Annotated in this window: 16 protein-coding genes; 8 read left to right on the forward strand and 8 right to left on the reverse strand. The window is 51.5% G+C overall.

The window, feature by feature from the left end:
* The first annotated feature begins 119 nt into the window (after positions 1–119).
* The gene (locus tag Abci_RS13425; RefSeq protein ID WP_048839688.1) at positions 120–560 is read left to right on the forward strand and encodes an NUDIX hydrolase; all 441 of its coding nucleotides are present in this window, start codon (positions 120–122) and stop codon (positions 558–560) included.
* Here the strand turns inward: Abci_RS13425 and Abci_RS13430 are convergent.
* Complete coding sequence (locus Abci_RS13430) at positions 557–880, reverse strand: hypothetical protein (protein ID WP_048839689.1); 324 nt, start codon at positions 878–880, stop codon at positions 557–559. The two genes, Abci_RS13425 and Abci_RS13430, sit on opposite strands and share 4 nt — an antisense overlap.
* Positions 881–982: 102 nt before the next feature.
* Here Abci_RS13430 and mobB point away from each other — a divergent pair, with 102 nt between their 5' ends.
* Entirely contained in the window at positions 983–1,522 is a 540-nt protein-coding gene (mobB, locus tag Abci_RS13435) for a molybdopterin-guanine dinucleotide biosynthesis protein B (RefSeq protein WP_048839690.1), read from the forward strand.
* Here the strand turns inward: mobB and Abci_RS13440 are convergent.
* The 5 genes from Abci_RS13440 to fdnG all read right to left on the reverse strand — a co-directional run bounded on the left by Abci_RS13440 (position 1,509) and on the right by fdnG (position 8,378).
* Entirely contained in the window at positions 1,509–2,693 is a 1,185-nt protein-coding gene (locus tag Abci_RS13440; RefSeq protein ID WP_244877698.1) for a molybdopterin molybdotransferase MoeA, read from the reverse strand. The two genes, mobB and Abci_RS13440, sit on opposite strands and share 14 nt — an antisense overlap.
* Before the next feature lie 114 nt (positions 2,694–2,807).
* Positions 2,808–3,743: a formate dehydrogenase accessory protein FdhE gene (gene fdhE / locus Abci_RS13445; protein ID WP_048839692.1), complete on the reverse strand. Its 936-nt coding sequence runs from the start codon at positions 3,741–3,743 to the stop codon at positions 2,808–2,810.
* A complete protein-coding gene (locus Abci_RS13450) occupies positions 3,740–4,393 on the reverse strand; it encodes a formate dehydrogenase subunit gamma (protein ID WP_048839714.1) in 654 nt (217 codons plus the stop codon). The genes fdhE and Abci_RS13450 overlap by 4 nt, the downstream gene beginning before the upstream one ends.
* Positions 4,394–4,395: 2 nt before the next feature.
* Positions 4,396–5,319: a formate dehydrogenase subunit beta gene (gene fdxH, locus Abci_RS13455; protein WP_048839693.1), complete on the reverse strand. Its 924-nt coding sequence runs from the start codon at positions 5,317–5,319 to the stop codon at positions 4,396–4,398.
* Between the two features lie 8 nt (positions 5,320–5,327).
* Positions 5,328–8,378 (reverse strand): formate dehydrogenase-N subunit alpha, encoded by a 3,051-nt coding sequence (gene fdnG, locus Abci_RS13460; RefSeq protein WP_084597688.1) that lies wholly within the window; start codon positions 8,376–8,378, stop codon positions 5,328–5,330.
* A gap of 368 nt (positions 8,379–8,746) precedes the next feature.
* Between fdnG and Abci_RS13465 the strand changes: the two genes are divergently transcribed.
* A complete protein-coding gene (locus tag Abci_RS13465; protein WP_306302107.1) occupies positions 8,747–9,727 on the forward strand; it encodes a hypothetical protein in 981 nt (326 codons plus the stop codon).
* Positions 9,728–9,778: 51 nt separating this feature from the next.
* Here the strand turns inward: Abci_RS13465 and pckA are convergent, their stop codons facing one another.
* Complete coding sequence (pckA, locus tag Abci_RS13470; protein ID WP_084597689.1) at positions 9,779–11,413, reverse strand: phosphoenolpyruvate carboxykinase (ATP); 1,635 nt, start codon at positions 11,411–11,413, stop codon at positions 9,779–9,781.
* Positions 11,414–11,850: 437 nt separating this feature from the next.
* Between pckA and Abci_RS13475 the strand changes: the two genes are divergently transcribed.
* Positions 11,851–13,257, forward strand: a complete 1,407-nt coding sequence (locus Abci_RS13475) for an FAD-binding oxidoreductase (RefSeq protein WP_048839694.1) — start codon at positions 11,851–11,853, stop codon at positions 13,255–13,257.
* A gap of 6 nt (positions 13,258–13,263) precedes the next feature.
* On the opposite strand, the gene grxB is transcribed toward Abci_RS13475, so the two are convergent.
* Positions 13,264–13,908: a glutaredoxin 2 gene (gene grxB, locus Abci_RS13480; protein ID WP_048839695.1), complete on the reverse strand. Its 645-nt coding sequence runs from the start codon at positions 13,906–13,908 to the stop codon at positions 13,264–13,266.
* Between the two features lie 164 nt (positions 13,909–14,072).
* On the opposite strand from grxB, the gene rbsK reads away from it, so the two are divergent.
* The 4 genes from rbsK (at position 14,073) to acpA (ending at position 18,511) form a co-directional block, all read left to right on the forward strand.
* Complete coding sequence (rbsK, locus tag Abci_RS13485; protein WP_048839718.1) at positions 14,073–15,014, forward strand: ribokinase; 942 nt, start codon at positions 14,073–14,075, stop codon at positions 15,012–15,014.
* 267 nt (positions 15,015–15,281) lie between these two features.
* Positions 15,282–16,406: a Hint domain-containing protein gene (locus Abci_RS13490; protein WP_158319800.1), complete on the forward strand. Its 1,125-nt coding sequence runs from the start codon at positions 15,282–15,284 to the stop codon at positions 16,404–16,406.
* A gap of 87 nt (positions 16,407–16,493) precedes the next feature.
* On the forward strand, positions 16,494–16,691 hold the full coding sequence (locus Abci_RS13495; RefSeq protein WP_146806991.1) for a hypothetical protein: 198 nt from the start codon (positions 16,494–16,496) through the stop codon (positions 16,689–16,691).
* A gap of 284 nt (positions 16,692–16,975) precedes the next feature.
* Positions 16,976–18,511, forward strand: coding sequence for an acid phosphatase (gene acpA, locus Abci_RS13500; protein WP_244877699.1), 1,536 nt, complete (start codon positions 16,976–16,978; stop codon positions 18,509–18,511).
* Position 18,512 lies beyond the last annotated feature (1 nt).

The raw sequence follows: 18,512 nt of genomic DNA on the forward strand, positions 1-18,512 counted from the left end.
TTCTTTCACTCTCGAGAAAAAATAAACACCCAAAGAGGCTATGGCTCTCGCCGCTCCCCCCTGTCCAAAGCGGTCATTCTCTTTTACTCCCGAGCAAGCGCAGGAGGAGAAAGGCCACTATGACCGTCAGCAAACAAGAGAATATGCTTTATATTGCTACCGCCCTCATCATGAATGACGAAGGGCATGTTCTTCTTGTGAGAAAAAGGGGAACCACAGCATTTATGCAGGCTGGCGGCAAAATTTCGGCAGGCGAAACGCCAATAGCCGCACTCTGCCGTGAACTGAACGAGGAGTTGGGGCTCAGCCTAGACGCAAGTGAGCCACAATTTCTGGAAAGCTTCATGGCACCGGCAGCGCATGAGCCCGGCTTTTTCCTGGAAGCACAGTGTTACCTTGTCCGCTTATCTCAGCACGTTACACCGCAAGCCGAGATAGAAGAAGTGATATGGCTTGACCCTCACTCCCCTTCACCGGTCATTCTGGCCCCCCTCACCCGGGATTCAGTTTTGCCGCTGGCTCGGCAACTACGGCCTTCTTTATCCAAGGCAGCAGATTAACCAAGCCCTAGCCAGTGCGGTTTACGGCGCTCCACCCACTCTAACATACGGTTGGTTTGTTTGCGTAGGTAAGGCACGTCTTGGGACAAGAGGATAAACCCCAGAGGAAGCATCCATAGTCCAAAGACAGGAAGAATGGCCAAGAGACCGCCGCACATTAACAAAACGCCAGCAGGAAGCCTGAGCCATTTTGCGTCCGGCTTTCTGAGCCAATGTACGGGCGGACGCATTTTCTGCGGTAATCTGAGGATTAGAAGCTCAATTCTCCGCTCGTAGTCATCTTCTATAAGCAGTATTTCTTCGATGCTGCGCTCAGCCATTCTTTCCCTCGCACTCTTTCAAAAAACCAACATCCCCCACCCGTGCCTGATTTCACATACTTTGCTTTCTTGTGATTACGCGACGAAGGAGAGACCATTCACATGCTTATACAAGAGTTATTGCAACAGCCTGTTTTCGGGCTGGTTGGGCGAAGTGGCTCAGGCAAGACCCATTTGGTAGCCCGGCTTCTGCCTGTGCTGAAAGACATGGGGCTAAGTGTCTCAACTATCAAGCATACTCATCATCACATTGATATTGATAAACCGGGGAAAGATTCCTTCATCCATCGTCAGGCTGGAGCACAGGAAGTTATGCTCGCAACACCGGATAGGTGGGTTTTGCAGCATAGTCAGGTGACCAGCCCGCCGACCCTGCCTGACTTATTACTCCGTATGGCACCCGCTGATGTTATTTTGGTTGAGGGATTTCATGCATCCGTCCCAACTACCCTCGAGGTTTATAGACCTGAGATAGGGAAAAACCCTCTTTTTTTGATCCAGAAGACCATTACGGCCATTGCATCGCCCGATTTTTCCTCTGCTCCGCCAACCTTAAAACACTTCGATCTGAACGACACCCGCGCTATAGCCGAATATATCCGCAGTTCAGCAAGCCCCCTGCCCGCTCTTAAAGCGGAGTAGCCCAGCAGATTTGCCCTTTGCGGATAGGGTGCTGGGGCGATACCTCCAGAAAGGCTACGGCCTGCGTGAGAACCCTGATATCCGAGGCCCCAACAGTCGGCAAAAGGGTGAAGCACCAGCCTTCACTCGTTTTGTGTCCTGAGACAGGGATAAAATGCGTTGTGTCCGCAAGAGGTTCAAATGAGAAATCAGCGATGCCCGAAATCAGATCCGGCTGATCAGCCCCCATGACTGCATGCAGATAAGGCATGAGGAAAATTTTTGCACATAAGGCGGAAGCGCCCGGATTACCGGGCAAGCAGAAAGCCAGTTTGTTCCCGTGCTTCAGGACAGAAATTGGTTTACCCGGCCTTATCTTCACCCCACGGAAAAGGGGCTCTGCGCCTAAAGCCTTGAACGCATCCAACACATTGTCTGTATCCCCAACGGAAATGCCACCCGTTGTCACAATACAATCAGTATCTTGCCATGCCTCCTCCAGAACACTCATCAAATGCGCTTGGTCGTCTGAGGCCGCGAGGTATGTTTTTGGTGTTACGCCGAAAGTTTTCAGCATAGCGGCAAGCATGGGCGTATTGGAATCAGCGCGCTTATCTTGCGCCTGCATGGAGAGTTCTCCGCCATTAGCGACAAGGGCTACACGCACAGGGCAGACAACTTTTACAGAGTCTATATTCTGAGATGCCAGAACTGCGATGTGGGACCACTCCAGTATCTGACCTTTACGGACCAAGAGAGTTCCGCGCGTAAACTCCTCCCCTACCCGGCGAATATTGCCCCCTTTTTTTGCCAACGCCTGTGCGGGCATGACGTAGCCTGTTTCCGGGTTATAGTGCATCCGCTCTCCGGCCATAACGCAATTGGCACCTTGGGGAATGCGCGCACCTGTCAGAATGGCTTGGGCTGTACCCTGTTGAAGTGGCAAGGGATATGCTCCCGCCACTGTTTTGCTCACAACAGGCAAACCATGTGCCGCCGTCTGCATGTCTGCATGGCAGAATGCATAACCATCCATTGCAGAAATATCAGCTTCTGGACGGTCACACGTGGCGTAAATGTCTTGTGCCACAGTACGGTGGCAAGCCTGCGCCAGCGCTTTTTTCTCAATTTTGAGTGGAAAGAGCTTTGCTTGCTCCATGATCATCTGAACCGCTGCGGGGAAAGCGAGCATTTTTGAAAAACTATTCCGCATGACAACCCGATGACTATGGTGAAACGGGAGAGGCTATATGTAGGCCCCTCCTTTCAGTTCACCGTGCGAAGGCACGACAAACTTATTAGAAAATTACGCCGGAAAGGAGAATGGATTAATGCCGCTTCTTACGAAACCCTGCTCTTCAAGAAGTTCATCGAGCCCCTGAGACATAAGATCATCTGCCAAGACGTCTAAATGAGGATCACGGTCCTGACGGAAAATCTTGAGATAGCTGTGACAGTCTCCACAGGTTTCTATCTGAATTGGGGAGTCAGTTTTTTCAAAGGTCCAGTAGTCAATGTTTTGTGTGCCATGGCAGGTGGTGCAGGTAGCGCGCACTTTATGCCACCGTGTTTCACACAGGCTACATTGCAGATAACGCAGGCCCTCTCTATCACCCGTCAAAACCAGTCCGCCTGCGGCAGGCGCACCGCAACAAGGGCAATTTGCGCCATGACTTTCGGCGCTTCCTGCTTTCAGGTCCTGACCAATAGCCAGTGCAACAGCCTGAGCCCAGCAAGATGAGAGGGCCGCCCACAGCACAACTGAGACACCAGCATCAACAGCACTATAATTGCGTGCCAGAAGCTGGCTGGCCTGTTCAGCCAAAACTGAGGGTTCTGCCTGCGCTAAGTCCCGCAGTTTTTCCGAACTATTCTCAGGCAGCAGAGGGCTGAGGGTCTGCACGAAGAACTTAAAGGCTTCCTGCCAGTAAGCTATGGTCTGCAAAACGGCCATGCTAGGCCGTTCCGGCTTGGTAGCACCATCACCCAACAGGGCGCTGACAGGAATGGCCTGCTGGGCCGTAAGCGGGTTATTAGCCAGCAACGCTGCTTGCGCATCGACCAGATGAGCAAGAAACTCAAGGTAACCAACTTCCCCATGAGCCTGAGCATTCAACCCGCGTAACCGCTCGGCCCGCTTGGCATACAGTATGGACAACCGAGGCAAGATAAGAGCCTCGATTGCCTGAACACCCGGAACACTCTTGTCCAGAGGTGTTATGTCAGAGAAAGGCAGCTTCATGAATGTGGCTTGGACGGGGTTTCAGAAGATGATGCGATTTTTTCTTCATACCAGCGGTCATGGTGTTGCTTGGCCCAAGCGCGGGACACGTACCCCGTTAGCATGCCCGTGATAGACCCCTTAACCCATAGGCCCATATAAATGTGCCCTATGACCAAAAGAATAAGCGCAAGACCAGCCAGGGAGTGGGCCAGCAACGCCACGCGAATGACCGGGATGGGGAAATAGGCAGCAAAATAAGCACGCCACGCCACAATACCTGTCATGAACAGAACTGAGATTAAGGACATGATGCCCCAGAACAGAATTTTCTGGCCTGCGTTGTATTTACCAATACGCAGGTTATCCCCGTGCCGGTTCATGAGCACGCCAATAACATTCCGAAACCAGATGATATCCGTGCGTACAGGCAAGTTGTGGTGCACGAAACGGAAAAACATGATGACCAGGAGCCCAAACACGACCGTGCCCAAAAATGGGTGTAGTACGCGCGCCGTTTGCGGAGTGCCGAGCACACTGCCCAGCCAGTTCAGGCTGGGAAAGAACCAGGACAAGCCAGACATGGCCACAAGGAAGAAGCACGCCACCATGGTCCAATGACACATACGGTCAAAAAACTTGGTCCGCAGAAAAGCTTTTTTGGTATCCATGCTCATACCCTCTCTTCTGAGGTGGTTTCATCAGATGGCGGAAGCACGGGTTCTTCGTGCTCAATTTCTTCCGTTGTATTCGGGCCGACACCAACGTAGTGGGCAAATGCCCCGGCCAGCGTTGCAACAAACCCAAGCGCACCTACAGGCTTCAGCCATTCTTTCCAGCCGCGAACAATCGGGCTGATATAAGGGTCTGCTGGCAGGCGATGATACATCTGCGGTTTATCCGCATGTGTCAGCACATACATGACATGGGTGCCACCAACGCCAGCGGGGTCGTAAAGCCCTGCCCCCTCGTGGCCCCGCCCCTTGAGCTCTTCCACACGGTTAGCGGCAAGCTGTTTCATGTCCGCTTTGGAACCGAAAGAGATAGCCCCCGTTGGGCAGGTTTTCACGCAGGCTGGCTCCTGCCCAACCGCAACACGGTCGGCACAGAGCGTGCATTTATAGGCACGATTATCTTTTTTGCTGATACGAGGCACATCAAACGGGCACCCCGCAACGCAATAGCCACACCCAATGCATTGGTCAGACTGAAAATCGACAATACCATTGGCAAACTGCACAATAGCGCCAGGGCTTGGGCAAGCCTTCAGGCACCCAGGGTCTGCACAATGCATGCAGCCTTCCTTGCGCAGAAGCCATTCCAGCTTGCCGCTTTCATCTTCCACTTCGTCAAAGCGAATAACGGTCCATGTTTCAGGGGTGAGATCCGCCGGGTTGTCATATACGCCGACGTTTTCACCAACCTCATCTCTGAGGTCGTTCCATTCTGAACACGCGACCTGACACCCTTTGCACCCTGTGCAAAGGGTGACGTCAATCAGCTTGGCGACTTCTTCCGTATGGCTACGAGCCTGAGGTGACGGCGTAATACCGTTGGTTGCGGAGCGCCTGATGATATCCTGTGATTGCATGGTCATCCTGCACCTCAGACTTTTTCAACATTAACAAGAAACGCCTTGAACTCTGGCGTCTGGGAATTGGCATCCCCCACTGCCGGACTTAGCGTATTGGCAAGGAACCCTTTTTTGGTGGCCCCTCTGAAACCCCAATGACAAGGGATGCCGATCTGGTCGAGGTCATGCCCCATGACGTTCAGGGTTTTGATACGCTTGGTCACAACAGCTTTCGCTTCGATATGCCCACGCGCAGAAGACACCTTCACGCGGTCACCGGCCGCAATATTCAGCTTGCCTGCCAGTTTTTCACCAATTTCCACAAACTGTTCCGGCTGGATAATAGCATTCAGGCGGGAATGCTTGGTCCAGTGGCGGAAAAGTTCCGTAATGGAATAGGTGGTGGCAACATACGGGAAGTTTTTTACATGCCCCATACGCGCCCTGTCATCCGTCAGCACACGTGCCACCGGGTTGTAGGTCACTGCTGGATGCAAAGGATTGCTTTGCAGCGGTGATTCCGTTGGCTCGTAATGTTCTGGGAACGGCCCATCAGTCATACCACCACACCCGAACAGACGCCCAACGCCATCAGGCTGCATGATAAAGGGGCTGATGCCGCTGCCTGGAGCCGCTGTCACCGGGTAATCTGGTACATCGGCGCCACTCCAGCGCCGGCCATCCCATTCCAATATTTGGCGTTTTGGGTCCCACGGACGGCCAGACGGATCCAGAGACGCACGATTGTAGAGAATACGGCGGTTGGCGGGCCAAGCCCATGCCCAACCGGGCGTACAGCCCAAGCCGGTATCCGTATTGTCGCGCCGTGCCATCTGGTTGCCAGCCTCGGTCCACGATCCGGCAAAAATCCATGCAAAGCTGGACGTGGTGCCGTCGTCTCGCATGACCGAGAAGTCCGGCAGCAACTGACCTTTTTTAACGACCACACGCCCCTGATCGTCCTTCAGGTCAGCCAGAGCGAACCCGTTACATTCCCGCGCAACTTCTTCAGGCAGCGGCTCTTCCGCATCACGGTAGTTCCACTGCATGTTCAGCACCTGCTCCGGACAGGCCCCGCCCTCTTTACGGTAGAGATCCCGAATTTTGGTGAAAATGGTGCCCAAAATGCGAGAGTCCTGCCATGCTTCACCCGGAGGCGCTGCACCTGCAAAATGCCACTGCAACCAACGACCAGAGTTAACGATGGACCCGTTTTCTTCCGCAAAACAAGAGGAAGGCAGACGGAATACTTCTGTCTGAATGTCTTCGGTCTTGACGTCGTTATATTTACCTTCGTCCTGCCAGAAAGACCCTGTTTCAGTTGCCAACGGGTCAATAACCACCAGAAACTTGAGCTTAGCCAAAGCCTGAGCCGTTTTATTTTTATCCGGCATGGCCGCAAGAGGGTTAAAGCCCTGCGCAATGTAGCCATTCACCTTACCTTGATACATCATATCAAAGTAAGCCAGCATATCGTAGCTACGGTCCCACTTGGGCAGCCAGTCATAACCCCAGTTGTTAGCGGCCGTAGCATGTTCACCCCAAAGGGTTTTCATCAGGCTGACAAAGAACTTAGGCGTATGGTGCCAGTAGTTGACCTGATTAGCAACTTCCGTCGCAGGTGTGGTTTCCTTCAGGTAGGTTCCAATATCCTGCTGCTTGTCTGACGGCAGATTCATATAACCGGGCAAACGCAGGGATAGCAGACCAAGGTCCGTATATCCCTGAATATTGGAATGACCACGCAGGGCATTCATGCCGCCACCTGGCATACCAATGTTGCCCAGCAACATCTGCACCATTGCGCCAGCACGGATAATCTGCGCCCCACTGGTATGATGCGTCCACCCAAGAGCAAACAGGAAGGTAGCAGTCTGGTCAGGGGCGCTGGTACGCGCCAGTTCCGCGCACACATGCTCGAAGTCTTTAGCTGGTGTGCCGGTAAGCTGGGTTACCATTTCCGGCGTATACCGCTCAACATGCTTGCGTAGCAGGTTGAGAACGCAACGGGGATGCTGCAACGTGGGGTCTGACTTGGCAAACCCCTGCTCATCGCGCTCGTACGTCCAGCTTGTTTTATCGTAAATGCGCTTATCAGCATCGTAACCGCTGAAAAGGCCATCTTCAAACTGATAGTCTTCCCGCACAATCAGTGCTGCGTTGGTGTAGGCTTTGACATATTCGTGCTGGATTTTGTCATGAGTGAGTAGATAGTTCACCACACCCAGCATGAAGGCTGCGTCAGCACCAGCACGAATGGGGGTATAAAAATCTGCCACAGCAGCCGTACGGTTAAAGCGGGGGTCAACCACCATAACCTTGGCACCGTTACGGATTTTGGCTTCCATAACCCATTTGAACCCAACTGGATGTGCTTCAGCCGGGTTGCCACCCATAACCAGCACAACGTTGGCGTTTTTGATGTCTACCCAGTTGTTGGTCATTGCTCCACGCCCAAAGGACGGAGCCAATGCAGAAACAGTAGGAGCGTGACAGACGCGTGCCTGACAATCCAGCCCTAACATACCCAGCGCGCGAGCAAACTTGAAGTCAAGCAAGCCCGTCTCGTTACTGGCAGCAGAAGATGCCAGCATACCAGAACTCAACCAACGGTTGACGGTCTGACCCTTCTCGTTTTTCTCAATGAAATTTTTGTCACGATCTTCTTTAAGAAGTCGGGCAATACGGTCTGTGGCTTCTTCCCACGTAATGCGCTTCCATTCCTTGGAGCCGGGCGCACGATGCTCAGGATAAAGCAGACGCCCTTCACTATGTATGAAGTCAACTAGCCCGGCCCCTTTCGGGCAGAGCGAGCCACGGCTTACGGGATGGTCCGGGTCACCTTCAATATGGAAAATGCTCGGTTTTGCATTCTTGGCACCATCACCAAGACTGTACATTAAAATACCGCAGCCAACCGAGCAGTATGTACAGTTATTCCGAGTTTCCTTGGCACGGAGCAGCTTGTATTGCCGAGAGTCCCCCGCATACGCCTTGGGGGGCGTAAAACCCAAAGCTAACGCGCTGGCCCCTGCAACGCAGGTCCCACCGGCCTTCAAAAACTGCCGTCTTCCCAGAGTCATGTTACCCGTACCTTTTACCCAACTTACCGCATAGCCGTTATATAGAATGTTTAACTGGTTTTGAAATTGATGCAGATCACGTTCTAGTATTCGCGGCTCTAAGCACCTTTTTTTGAAGAGTTTTGTCTATTCCTTTTCAAATATAGATGTCTATAATATTAAACAACCTTTGGTTGTAAAGCAAACCCAAAACAGCTCGCTTTCATTTTTTTTGTTGCAATTGATAATTGTTCTCATTATTAAGAAAAGCGAAGCATCGGCCAGCGTTATCCCGCTCGTTTATCCCCAGTCCCTGGTTTGGTGCTTCACCCAGACCCGCTTTTTAGTCCCGCAGACACATCTTTTTCCCGACTTGTATGGGTTGATCCATGACGATGACAGAAACCAGCCATTGGCATCTTACACATTCACAACCCACTCTATTTCTTGACTATTTTAACCCTACAAACGGTTTTATCACTCAAATCAATATTTTACTGAGCCGGTTTCGTGCAGTGCAGACCCTCTGCTCTGAAGGAGAAACCGATGAAATTTTTACCCAACTCCGCAATGAACTTGCATTCCATCTGGTTAAAATGTCCCGTTGGTGGGGGTTTGATTTTTGCCCACAAGGACTAACGGGGGTACGCAACCCACTGTTTCTAACGTATGTAAAAGCCCATACAGCCCGCAATTATATAGACGATTGTTTTTTTGATCTTTTTACCATGCAACGCCATATGCACGGCGGAGATGCCGGGCATATTATGGTTTTGGGCAGCGACCCTTTCAGCACTGCTGACCACGGCCTGTTTTACGGCGTTGATGGCAAAAAATCTTTCCGCTTTGCCACGCGCACGAAAGGCCAGTCAGCGCTTGAATGGCACCGCTATAGCTACCCGGATTTTGCCAGTGCATGGCTTGCCGCATGGTCAACACAGACGGCTGGCGGAGATGTTCGTAAAAATTTAAGTGATTATATGGCCGCTGAACGAGAGCACGCTTGCGCCCGCACGTGGCACCAACGCTATTTCCACAGGCATGACCAGCAGATGACCACCCGGCTCTATGTGGATGCCACACAGCAACTCGCTATTTGCAAGTCTCCTTTTGGCAAAGCCGAATTTGAAAGCATTGTGAACAGCCTGGCGTTTAACATCGTCCATATTGCCCACGACCGCAGCATGACGATCTCTGACTTGATTACAGAAAACCAAATTCTGGATGGCAGTTTACGGACAGCAAATACTCTAAAGCACCGTGCCAGAGCCCATGTGGCCGTCACCGTAGACCCCTGCCTGAAGCCCAAACTAAACGCATTGCTGGACAGCACACTGTCTTACGTTCCCAGACGCTGTTCCGGTGCCTAAGGCCGTAAGATTTTACGAAAAAGGGCAGGTTCCCCTGCCCTAATGTAAGTTTTACTGCTTTTTACCGACAGCCGCTTTCATAATATCGGCGCTTACATCTGCTTCAAAACTCTGAGCGTTTTTAGCAAAAAGCTGAACCAGCTTGTCGGCCTGTTCCGCATAGGCGTTTTTGTCTGCCCACGCATTGACCGGGTTAAGAAGGTTTGCCGGAACGCCGTCCACTGCTTTGGGTACAGACAGGCCAAAGAAGGGCTCTTGCTCAAATTCAGCGTCATTCAACTTATCGCCCAACACTGCTGAAAGAATGGCACGGGTATGCTTGAGGGACATCCGTTGACCTTGGCCGTAAACACCCCCTGTCCAGCCTGTATTAACCAGCCAGCATGAGACATTGCCGCGTGCCAGACGCTCGCGCAGGAGACTACCATACAATGCAGGCGGCCGCGGCAGGAACGGCGCACCAAAGCAGGCTGAGAATGTTGCCTCCGGCGCGTTACCAAGTCCTTTTTCCGTTCCGGCAATACGGGCGGTATAGCCAGAAAGAAAATGATACATAGCCTGCTCAGGTGTTAGCTTGGCAACGGGTGGAAGCACCCCAAATGCATCTGCCGTCAGCATAAGCACATGCAGTGGCTTGCCACCACGACCGTTCTCCACGGCATTTGGGATAAAATGTGTGGGGTAGCAGGATCGGGTATTTTCCGTGCGGGAAGCGTCATCAAGATCCAGCTTGCCGCCGCTCTTTACGGTCACGTTTTCCAACACAACCCCAAAGCGATGGGATGCATTCCAGATGTCTGGTTCTGCGTCTTTATTCAGGCGAATAACCTTAGCGTAGCACCCGCCTTCAAAATTGAAGACCCCTTCATCTGACCACCCATGCTCATCATCGCCGATAAGAGGACGGTGACGGTCTGAAGAAAGCGTAGTTTTGCCCGTCCCTGACAACCCAAAGAACAGCGCACTATTCCCTTTGCCGTCAACATTGGCTGAACAATGCATAGGCAATACGCCTTTGGCTGGCAGAAGCCAGTTCATGACCGTGAAAATAGACTTCTTGATTTCGCCAGCGTACTGCGTTCCGGCAATGACAATAAGCTTCTGGCCGAATGAAAGCGTTACAGCCGTGGCTGACCGAATGGCAAACGTGGCGGCGTCCAGCTCCAGATCAGGAGCATGTAACACAACGTAATCTGGCTTGAAATCAGCTAGTTCTTCTACTGGCGGTCTGATGAACATATTGCGTGCAAAAAGGGCATGCCATGCGTTTGTCGTCACGACACGCACCTTAATACGGTGCGCTGGGTCAGCCCCCGCATAGAGGTCCTGTGTGAACAACTCCTGCCCTGAGAGATACCCTCGCACGGTATCTGTCAGCCGCTGAAAGTTCTGGGTGGCCATTTTCTGGTTGGTGTCAGTCCACCAGACATCCTCACGCACTTCAGGTTCATCTACAATGAACTTGTCTTTCGCTGAACGCCCCGTATGCACCCCGGTATAAACAGCCAGAGCGCCATCTTCAGAGAGAACACCCTCCTGGCGTTCAAGCGCTATCGCGGCCAACTCAGAGGCAGCAAGATTAGCATGCACGGCAAAAAACGGTGAGATGCCTGTGCCATCCAGCACGGTGGCAGGATCCTGTCCCGGCGCCTGTGCCAGAATGTTTACTTTTAAGTGCTCTTGCATGAGTGTTTATCTTCCTTTTTTTATCATGCGCGCACGGCTTCCTCTTTTTCCACCATACCTCTGGCCTTACGGCCAAATCCATGCTGGAAACCAGGCACCGCGCCAAATTCTTGCTGCCACACGTGCAGTTAATTTTCCTCAAAGTTATCAGTTTTCAACGACTGAGTCTTACAAATACAGCACGTTGAGTTTCTGACGCCTCTTCTACAGGTGTTGTTACGCTTTTTAACAACCAATGCAAGATGGGCAAAATTAAGCGAAATCAAACGGAGAAATGGTATAACGTCAACAAATACCGTAAAGCATTGCGGCCCTCGGTCCTAACCGTGCAGCAGCGCTATAGGGCCGAAGATCTCCTATGCTTTTCTTCCCCCTCGACTGAGCATACCCGTTCTCGATAGAGTGCTATTTTTCTGCTGTCTTGGGTTGCCTCTTCTATGTCCGCTTTAACGAACACCTCTTCCATTATTTCTCAGTTGCTGGAGCTTTTGGGGGCAGACAAGGTCTCAACGAACACATCCGTCTGTGATGCGCATAGCCACGGCGAAGCCTATCATGGCGCCAACATGCCGGAAGCTGTCATTTTTGCTGAGTCCACTCAAGATGTGTCTGCGGTTTTAAAACTCTGCCACGCCCACCGGGTACCTGTTGTCGCATTTGGCGCGGGCACCTCCGTTGAAGGGCATGTAACGCCTCCGGCGCACAGCATCAGCCTGGATCTGTCCCGGATGGTGGACATTCTTGAGGTCAACAGCCCTGACCTGGATTGCAGAGTACAAGCCGGCATAACACGCCAAGCCTTAAATACTTTCCTGCGGGACACCGGGCTATTTTTCCCTGTGGACCCCGGCGGCGAGGCAACGTTGGGCGGTATGTGCGCCACACGGGCATCTGGCACTGCGGCTGTACGTTATGGCACCATGAAAGAGAACGTGCTTGGCCTTACGGTTGTGATGGCTAATGGTGAGGTGATTCAGACGGGCGGGCGCGTAAGAAAATCGTCCACCGGGTATGATCTAACATCCCTGTTTATTGGGTCTGAAGGCACGCTCGGCATTATAACTGAAGTGCAACTCAGACTGCATGGTGTGCCTGAACAGATTTCGGCCGCGGTCTGCCAATTTGACAGGCTTGATGACGCTGTGACGACGGCTACAGAAATCATACAGATGGGTATTCCCATTGCACGGGTGGAGCTGCTGGATGATGTACAGATGGAAGCCTGTATTGCGTTTTCCAGCCTGACAGAGTTTCAACCACTGACAACGCTGTTTTTTGAGTTTGCAGGGGCACCTGCCGCTGTCAGCGAACAAATTGCCCTGACAGAGTCTATTGCACTCGACAATAATGGCCGCAGTTTCAGTTGGGCCGACACTCAGGATGAAAGAAACCGGCTCTGGAAGGCACGCCATAACGCTTACTGGGCAATAAAAGCCAAGAGCACCGGCAAGCAAGTTATTTCTACAGATTGTATTGTACCAATCTCGCTTTTAACGGATCTGATTACCGGAGTAAGGCAGGACATTGAACAGTCTGGCCTCTATGCGGCCATTCTTGGTCATGTCGGTGACGGCAATTTTCACACCCTGATTGTGACGGAAGACACGCAGGAAGGTTACCAGCAGGCCTTGGATCTGGACCGGAAGATTGTTGCCCGTGCCTTGGCTTTAGGTGGCTCTTGCAGTGGCGAGCACGGCGTAGGCTTGGGCAAGCTTGAGTTTCTGGAAACAGAGCACGGGTCCGGGGCGTTGAGTGTCATGCGTGCTGTAAAGGCTGCCTTTGACCCCCATAATATCCTGAACCCCGGAAAACTCCTGCCTGCTGGCCCCGTATTTGAGGGCTAAGCAGCGTTAGACAGCCAAGTCATCCAGCAACGGAATACCGGCTTTGGCAGACATGGCTTTGCGATAGGCCTCTACCTCATCAGGGTAGACCAACCCGCGGATAAGGGAGAGGCTATGCAGATGCGCAAACAAATGGATGTCGTCAGTTGACAGTGTGCCATTGACCGCTGACGTGTCTTGAATAAGCGGAGCAAGTTCAGACAACAACGTATTCAGACCAGACAAGGCCTGCGGGCCTTCATTCAATATGTCTGAAAACAGCCCGGTGGATTTCTCCTTGTTCCGCACAAAGTAAGCCCGGCCAGATGTAGTGGAAAACTCTGGAAAAGGCGCACAGGCTGCTCTTGGCAAAAACTGCCGGTAGAGCGGCCCACTGGTGCGCTGTATCCAGTCTGTCAGTTCAGGACGTGTTGGCCCTGTCAGAACCGGTGTGCCCGCTTGCTCTATATGAGCAATAATATCCATGCTTTCACCCATATAGTGCCCGTTATACTCAAGAATGGGCAGCATTTTACGGCCGATCATGGCTTTAGGCGTCGCTTCATCGTCATTTGGCAGCATGATCAGGTCAAAAGGTAGATCATGCAGGCCAAAAATCATGCGTGCCTTGATGCAGAATGGGCAATGGTCATAGACGTAAAGCTTATACATTTTTTTTCTCCGCGGTCAGGGTCTCTGCCTATCATACTCAGGCAGCAAAAAAACGGGAGAGCCTGTTCACTCTCACAAAACAACGCTCTATAAGCACTGTGTTTCCCACCTGTGAGAATGCCATTTGGCGCCCTCTCCCTGCTTTGTCTCTTGATGGTGTACTCATGGCCGATAATTCGCCCCTCATTCTTTCATTTGGCAGCGTGAACATAGACCTGACAGTCGGTGTGGAAACCCTGCCCAAAGCGGGCGAGACCCAGCATGCTGGCAGCTACACTGTAGGGCTGGGCGGAAAAGGCGCTAATCAGGCAGCCGCAGCGGCTAGGCTATGCCGTAACCACCCAATACGGGTTGCGCTGGCCGGGCGTACCGGAACGGATAGCTTTGCCACTCTAGCGCGTGACACACTAACCACCTTTGGCGTGGAGTGCTCTCCCCTGCTGGAAGACCGGGAACATGCAACCGGAATTGCGCTTATTCATGTCGATAAACGGGGGGAAAACTGCATTACTGTTGTGGGGGGTGCCAACCAGGCGGTTTCTGAAACAGATATTCGTGTAGCCAGCCCCCTCCTTAAAACTACCCACGTCCTGCTTCTACAACTGGAATGCCCTCTGCCTGCCGTATTGGCAGCCGCACAGGTGGCGCATGCTCACGGAGGGCTGGTTATCCTGGACCCTGCCCCGGCACCAGAGGGAGATCTGCCTGAGGAACTTTGGCAGAATACTGACATTGTAACCCCCAACGAGACAGAAACAGAACGCTTAACCGGCATCCGACCTGAGACACCAGAGGCTGCTGCGAGAGCTGCACATAGTCTGCGCAACAAAGGTGCAAAAGCCGCGCTCATCAAAATGGGTGGGCGTGGCACTTACTGGCAGGACGCCAAAGGAGAAGGATTTATCCCACCCTTTCCGGTAAACCCCATTGATACTGTGGCCGCAGGCGACTGTTTTAATGCTGGGTTGGCTGTTGCGTTAACGTTAAACTACTCATTAGCCCAGGCCGTCAGATTTGCCTCAGCATGTGGAGCACTCGCAACAACACGCAAAGGGGCTGCAGACGCCGCACCGACATGGGAAGAGGTGCAAAATATCCTTGCTTAAATTTTAGTGGCAATCTGAACTATAAAAACCAAAAGATAAATAATCATAGAACAGAAGTAAGATTTTTTTCAAAACTTATCTTTAATGCGATTCGGTCTTATTTAATTTAAAAATTAAAACTCAATTAGTATTTTCTTTACACAGCAGCAGCCAATGATGGCTGCTGTTTTTATTTCAAAAACATTTTAACGATTTTAAATTTCACTTATTGACTTTTTTTCACATTAAAAATTATTCATTTAAGTGCAATCTTCAATGGAGGCGCAAATGACATGCTTACTTTTGTGGTGGTGGCTTAACAGCCTTAAACGTCCAGCTACAAAGCCAGCATCACCCAAGCCCAACCCTTGCTACCTTGCAGGCACACAAATTTCCACGCCTTCCGGTCTGAAAAATGTGGAAAATTTGGCTTTCAATGATGATGTCATTATTTATGAAAATGGCAGCTATACTCACCGCCGTTTAAGTTGGGTTGGCCGCTTCCACATAAATGTAGATACGTCTTTACCGGATGATCTTGCTGGTTATCCGGTACGCGTTGTGAAAAATGCTCTTGCAGACGGCATTCCTTCAAACGACCTGCTTATTACAGCCGAACATTGCTTGTTTTTTGATGGCAAGTTTATACCGGTTCGTATGTTGGTAAATGGTCGCTCGATTTTTTACGACAAGACATTTACGTCGTATGACTATTATCACCTGGAAACGACACAACACTCAGTCTTGGTTGCAAACAATACATTATCTGAAAGTTACCTGAACACAGGTGGCCACACAGATTTTCTTCAAGATAAAAACGTTTTTTACATTAATAGAAGACTCAAAACGTGGGAAGGAGACGCCGCTGCGCCTCTTGCTACCAGCCTGGATATCGTAGAGCCTCTCTATCGCAGTCTGGAGCACCGAGCGGAAGAGTTGCAAATTGGTGTAAAACCAGAGCCTCTTGATCTGATACATGACGCAAATATTCAGCTTACAACGGGTGACGGAAAAACAATAAAACCCATCCGACATACTGGTAACAGGGTTATGTTTATGGTTCCCGGTTCTCTTGAAACTGTTCTGATTTCATCACACACAAGTCGCCCCTGTGACACAGTAGGACCTTTTGTGGACGATCGGCGCGAACTGGGCGTTCTGGTTGGCGAGATTACTCTTCTAGAGAACAAAGAGAATATTCTGTTGGCGGAACATTTTCAGGCAGAAGAACTCCAAGGGTGGAGTGTTCTTGAGCACTCAGAGATGCGCTGGACAACGGGTGCTGCTGTTTTGCACTTGGGCAAGCGCGCGCGTCATCACCTCGGTCTGCTTGTCATCACCGTGCGCGCAGGCGGCCCTTATCTACGCCGCAATCAACACGCTGAAACCTTGAGCGCTCAGTATAAAAGCTAAGCCTTTAACTGCCATCATGGCCGTTGGTTATGGGTCAAGACATAACCTGCGGCCATGACTGATGCTTTACAGAATAAGGATTTGATCATGATTTCCTGGCTTATTGCCATTTACGAAAATGCCGCCGATGAACGCCCCCACCATATGGCACTTGCCGCAGCTGAAACTGGAGAGGCCGCGCTTGTTAATGTTGCCAATGCCTACCCGGATGCTCAACTGGTTTTAGAATTTGGCAAGAGCTACGCTAGAAATATCGATTTGGGTGAGGTTAAACAGCTTTGGTAAGGGCCCTGTAGCGCCAACACATATTAGGGTTTTAGGTAACAATGCCGCTTATGGTTACTTACAGCGTAACATTACACGTCTTATAGCAGTATCATACCCAATCGACTGTTTAATTTTCATAGAAAATTGAAGTTTAGCCGCAGGTGTGAGAGTGTAAGTTTTGTTTAACCATAATAGCACTCGAGTGACATATGCGGCTTCCATTGTCTGCGCTTTCCTTACCTAATTCTGCACGCAGTGCCCTACAGCGCATGCGCTCACTTTTTGCCCTAACAAGTGTCAGCATGCTCGCATTAGGCGGAGCGCAAACTCAGGCCGCACCGGCAACCAATACGCCGGAACCAGATCTTTCAGCCATTCAGACCGTTGTGGTTATTTTTGCTGAAAACCGTTCGTTTGATAACCTGTATCGCGGCTTTCCGGGGGCTGAAACCTCAGCGTCACTTTCTCCAGAAGCCGCTTTGCAGAAAGACCGAGACGGCTCCGTTCTCCCTATGCTTCCGCCTGTCTGGGGTGGTTTGACCGGGCGTGGCGCAAGCAGCCCAATCACGCAGGCCATGAGCGAACATTTGCCCAACGCCCCTTTTGAGGTAGATGATGCGAAGGGCTTCCATGTCCCTCTCAACACGCTAACACATGATCTGTGGCATCGTTTTTATCAAAACCAGATGCAAATTAATGGCGGCAAAAACGATATGTTTGTTGCGTGGGCAGATTCCGGGGCCATGCCAATGGGCTATTGGGATGGCAGCCACATGCAGATGTGGAAAATTGCAGAACAATACACTTTGGCAGATCATTTTTTTATGGGTGGTTTTGGTGGCTCGTTCTTCAACCACCAATGGCTGGCCTGTGCCTGCGCCCCTTATTACCCTGATGCAGACAAAAGCCCCGCCAAGCCATCTATTGCCGTCACTACCGCTGATGGAACAGCTCTTGCCGTTGCCCCCAATTCTCCCAAATCTGCCTTAAACGGTGTCCCTAAGTTTGTGCGGGATGGTAATCTGACACCAGATTTTTATGCCGTGAATACCATGCAGCCCCCGTACCAGCCCAGCGGAAATACCCCTGCTGTTGGCCAGGACGCACGGTATGCTGACCCCGCACGTGCCACCACGCTCCCACCACAGACCAGCCCGACAATTGGTGACCGCTTGAGCGAAAAAGAGGTGAGCTGGGCGTGGTTCTCCAGCGCATGGCAGCATGTGCTGGATCACGGCAATAGTGACCCAGTGCCGGATTTTCAGTATCACCATCAACCTTATAATTATTACATGAATTATGCGCCCGGCACGGCGGCACGCGCGCAACATTTGCAAGATGGTGGCTTAAACGGGGCACGGTTTCTCAAAATTATTGATGAGGGCAAATTGCCTCAGGTGTCGTTCTACAAGCCACAAGGCAACCTGAACGAGCATTCTGGTTATGCCGATATTGAAAGTGGCGATGCGCACATAGCCACACTCATCCACCACCTGGAAAAAAGCCCGCAATGGCCGCATATGCTGGTTATTGTGACCTATGATGAAAATGGTGGCCTGTGGGACCACGTGGCCCCTCCCAAAGGCGACCGTTGGGGACCCGGCACACGTATTCCCGCAATTATTATCTCACCTTACGCGCGGCGGCACTATGTGGACAAAACCGTGCAGGACACTTCATCCATCCTTAAATTTTTGACTGAACGTTTCATGTTGCGCCCGTTGGAAGGTGTGCAAACACGAGACAAGGGTATTATGGCCAGCACAGGCCAACCCTTGGGTGACCTGACATCCGCTCTCCAGTTACCGGCTGCCAGCGCCAACCGAGAGAAGCCGTGAG

This window comes from Acetobacter cibinongensis (assembly GCF_000963925.1).
GTDB classification, from domain to species: Bacteria; Pseudomonadota; Alphaproteobacteria; order Acetobacterales; family Acetobacteraceae; genus Acetobacter; species Acetobacter cibinongensis.

Excerpts from the sequence above, each read along its gene's own strand:
- Abci_RS13425 (WP_048839688.1), top strand. The coding sequence starts at position 120 with ATGACCGTCAGCAAACAAGAGAATATGCTTTATATTGCTACCGCCCTC.
- Abci_RS13430 (WP_048839689.1), bottom strand. The coding sequence starts at position 880 with ATGGCTGAGCGCAGCATCGAAGAAATACTGCTTATAGAAGATGACTAC.
- mobB (WP_048839690.1), top strand. The coding sequence starts at position 983 with ATGCTTATACAAGAGTTATTGCAACAGCCTGTTTTCGGGCTGGTTGGG.
- Abci_RS13440 (WP_244877698.1), bottom strand. The coding sequence starts at position 2,693 with ATGCTCGCTTTCCCCGCAGCGGTTCAGATGATCATGGAGCAAGCAAAG.
- fdhE (WP_048839692.1), bottom strand. The coding sequence starts at position 3,743 with ATGAAGCTGCCTTTCTCTGACATAACACCTCTGGACAAGAGTGTTCCG.
- Abci_RS13450 (WP_048839714.1), bottom strand. The coding sequence starts at position 4,393 with ATGGATACCAAAAAAGCTTTTCTGCGGACCAAGTTTTTTGACCGTATG.
- fdxH (WP_048839693.1), bottom strand. The coding sequence starts at position 5,319 with ATGACCATGCAATCACAGGATATCATCAGGCGCTCCGCAACCAACGGT.
- fdnG (WP_084597688.1), bottom strand. The coding sequence starts at position 8,378 with ATGACTCTGGGAAGACGGCAGTTTTTGAAGGCCGGTGGGACCTGCGTT.
- Abci_RS13465 (WP_306302107.1), top strand. The coding sequence starts at position 8,747 with ATGACGATGACAGAAACCAGCCATTGGCATCTTACACATTCACAACCC.
- pckA (WP_084597689.1), bottom strand. The coding sequence starts at position 11,413 with ATGCAAGAGCACTTAAAAGTAAACATTCTGGCACAGGCGCCGGGACAG.
- Abci_RS13475 (WP_048839694.1), top strand. The coding sequence starts at position 11,851 with ATGTCCGCTTTAACGAACACCTCTTCCATTATTTCTCAGTTGCTGGAG.
- grxB (WP_048839695.1), bottom strand. The coding sequence starts at position 13,908 with ATGTATAAGCTTTACGTCTATGACCATTGCCCATTCTGCATCAAGGCA.
- rbsK (WP_048839718.1), top strand. The coding sequence starts at position 14,073 with ATGGCCGATAATTCGCCCCTCATTCTTTCATTTGGCAGCGTGAACATA.
- Abci_RS13490 (WP_158319800.1), top strand. The coding sequence starts at position 15,282 with ATGACATGCTTACTTTTGTGGTGGTGGCTTAACAGCCTTAAACGTCCA.
- Abci_RS13495 (WP_146806991.1), top strand. The coding sequence starts at position 16,494 with ATGATTTCCTGGCTTATTGCCATTTACGAAAATGCCGCCGATGAACGC.
- acpA (WP_244877699.1), top strand. The coding sequence starts at position 16,976 with ATGCTCGCATTAGGCGGAGCGCAAACTCAGGCCGCACCGGCAACCAAT.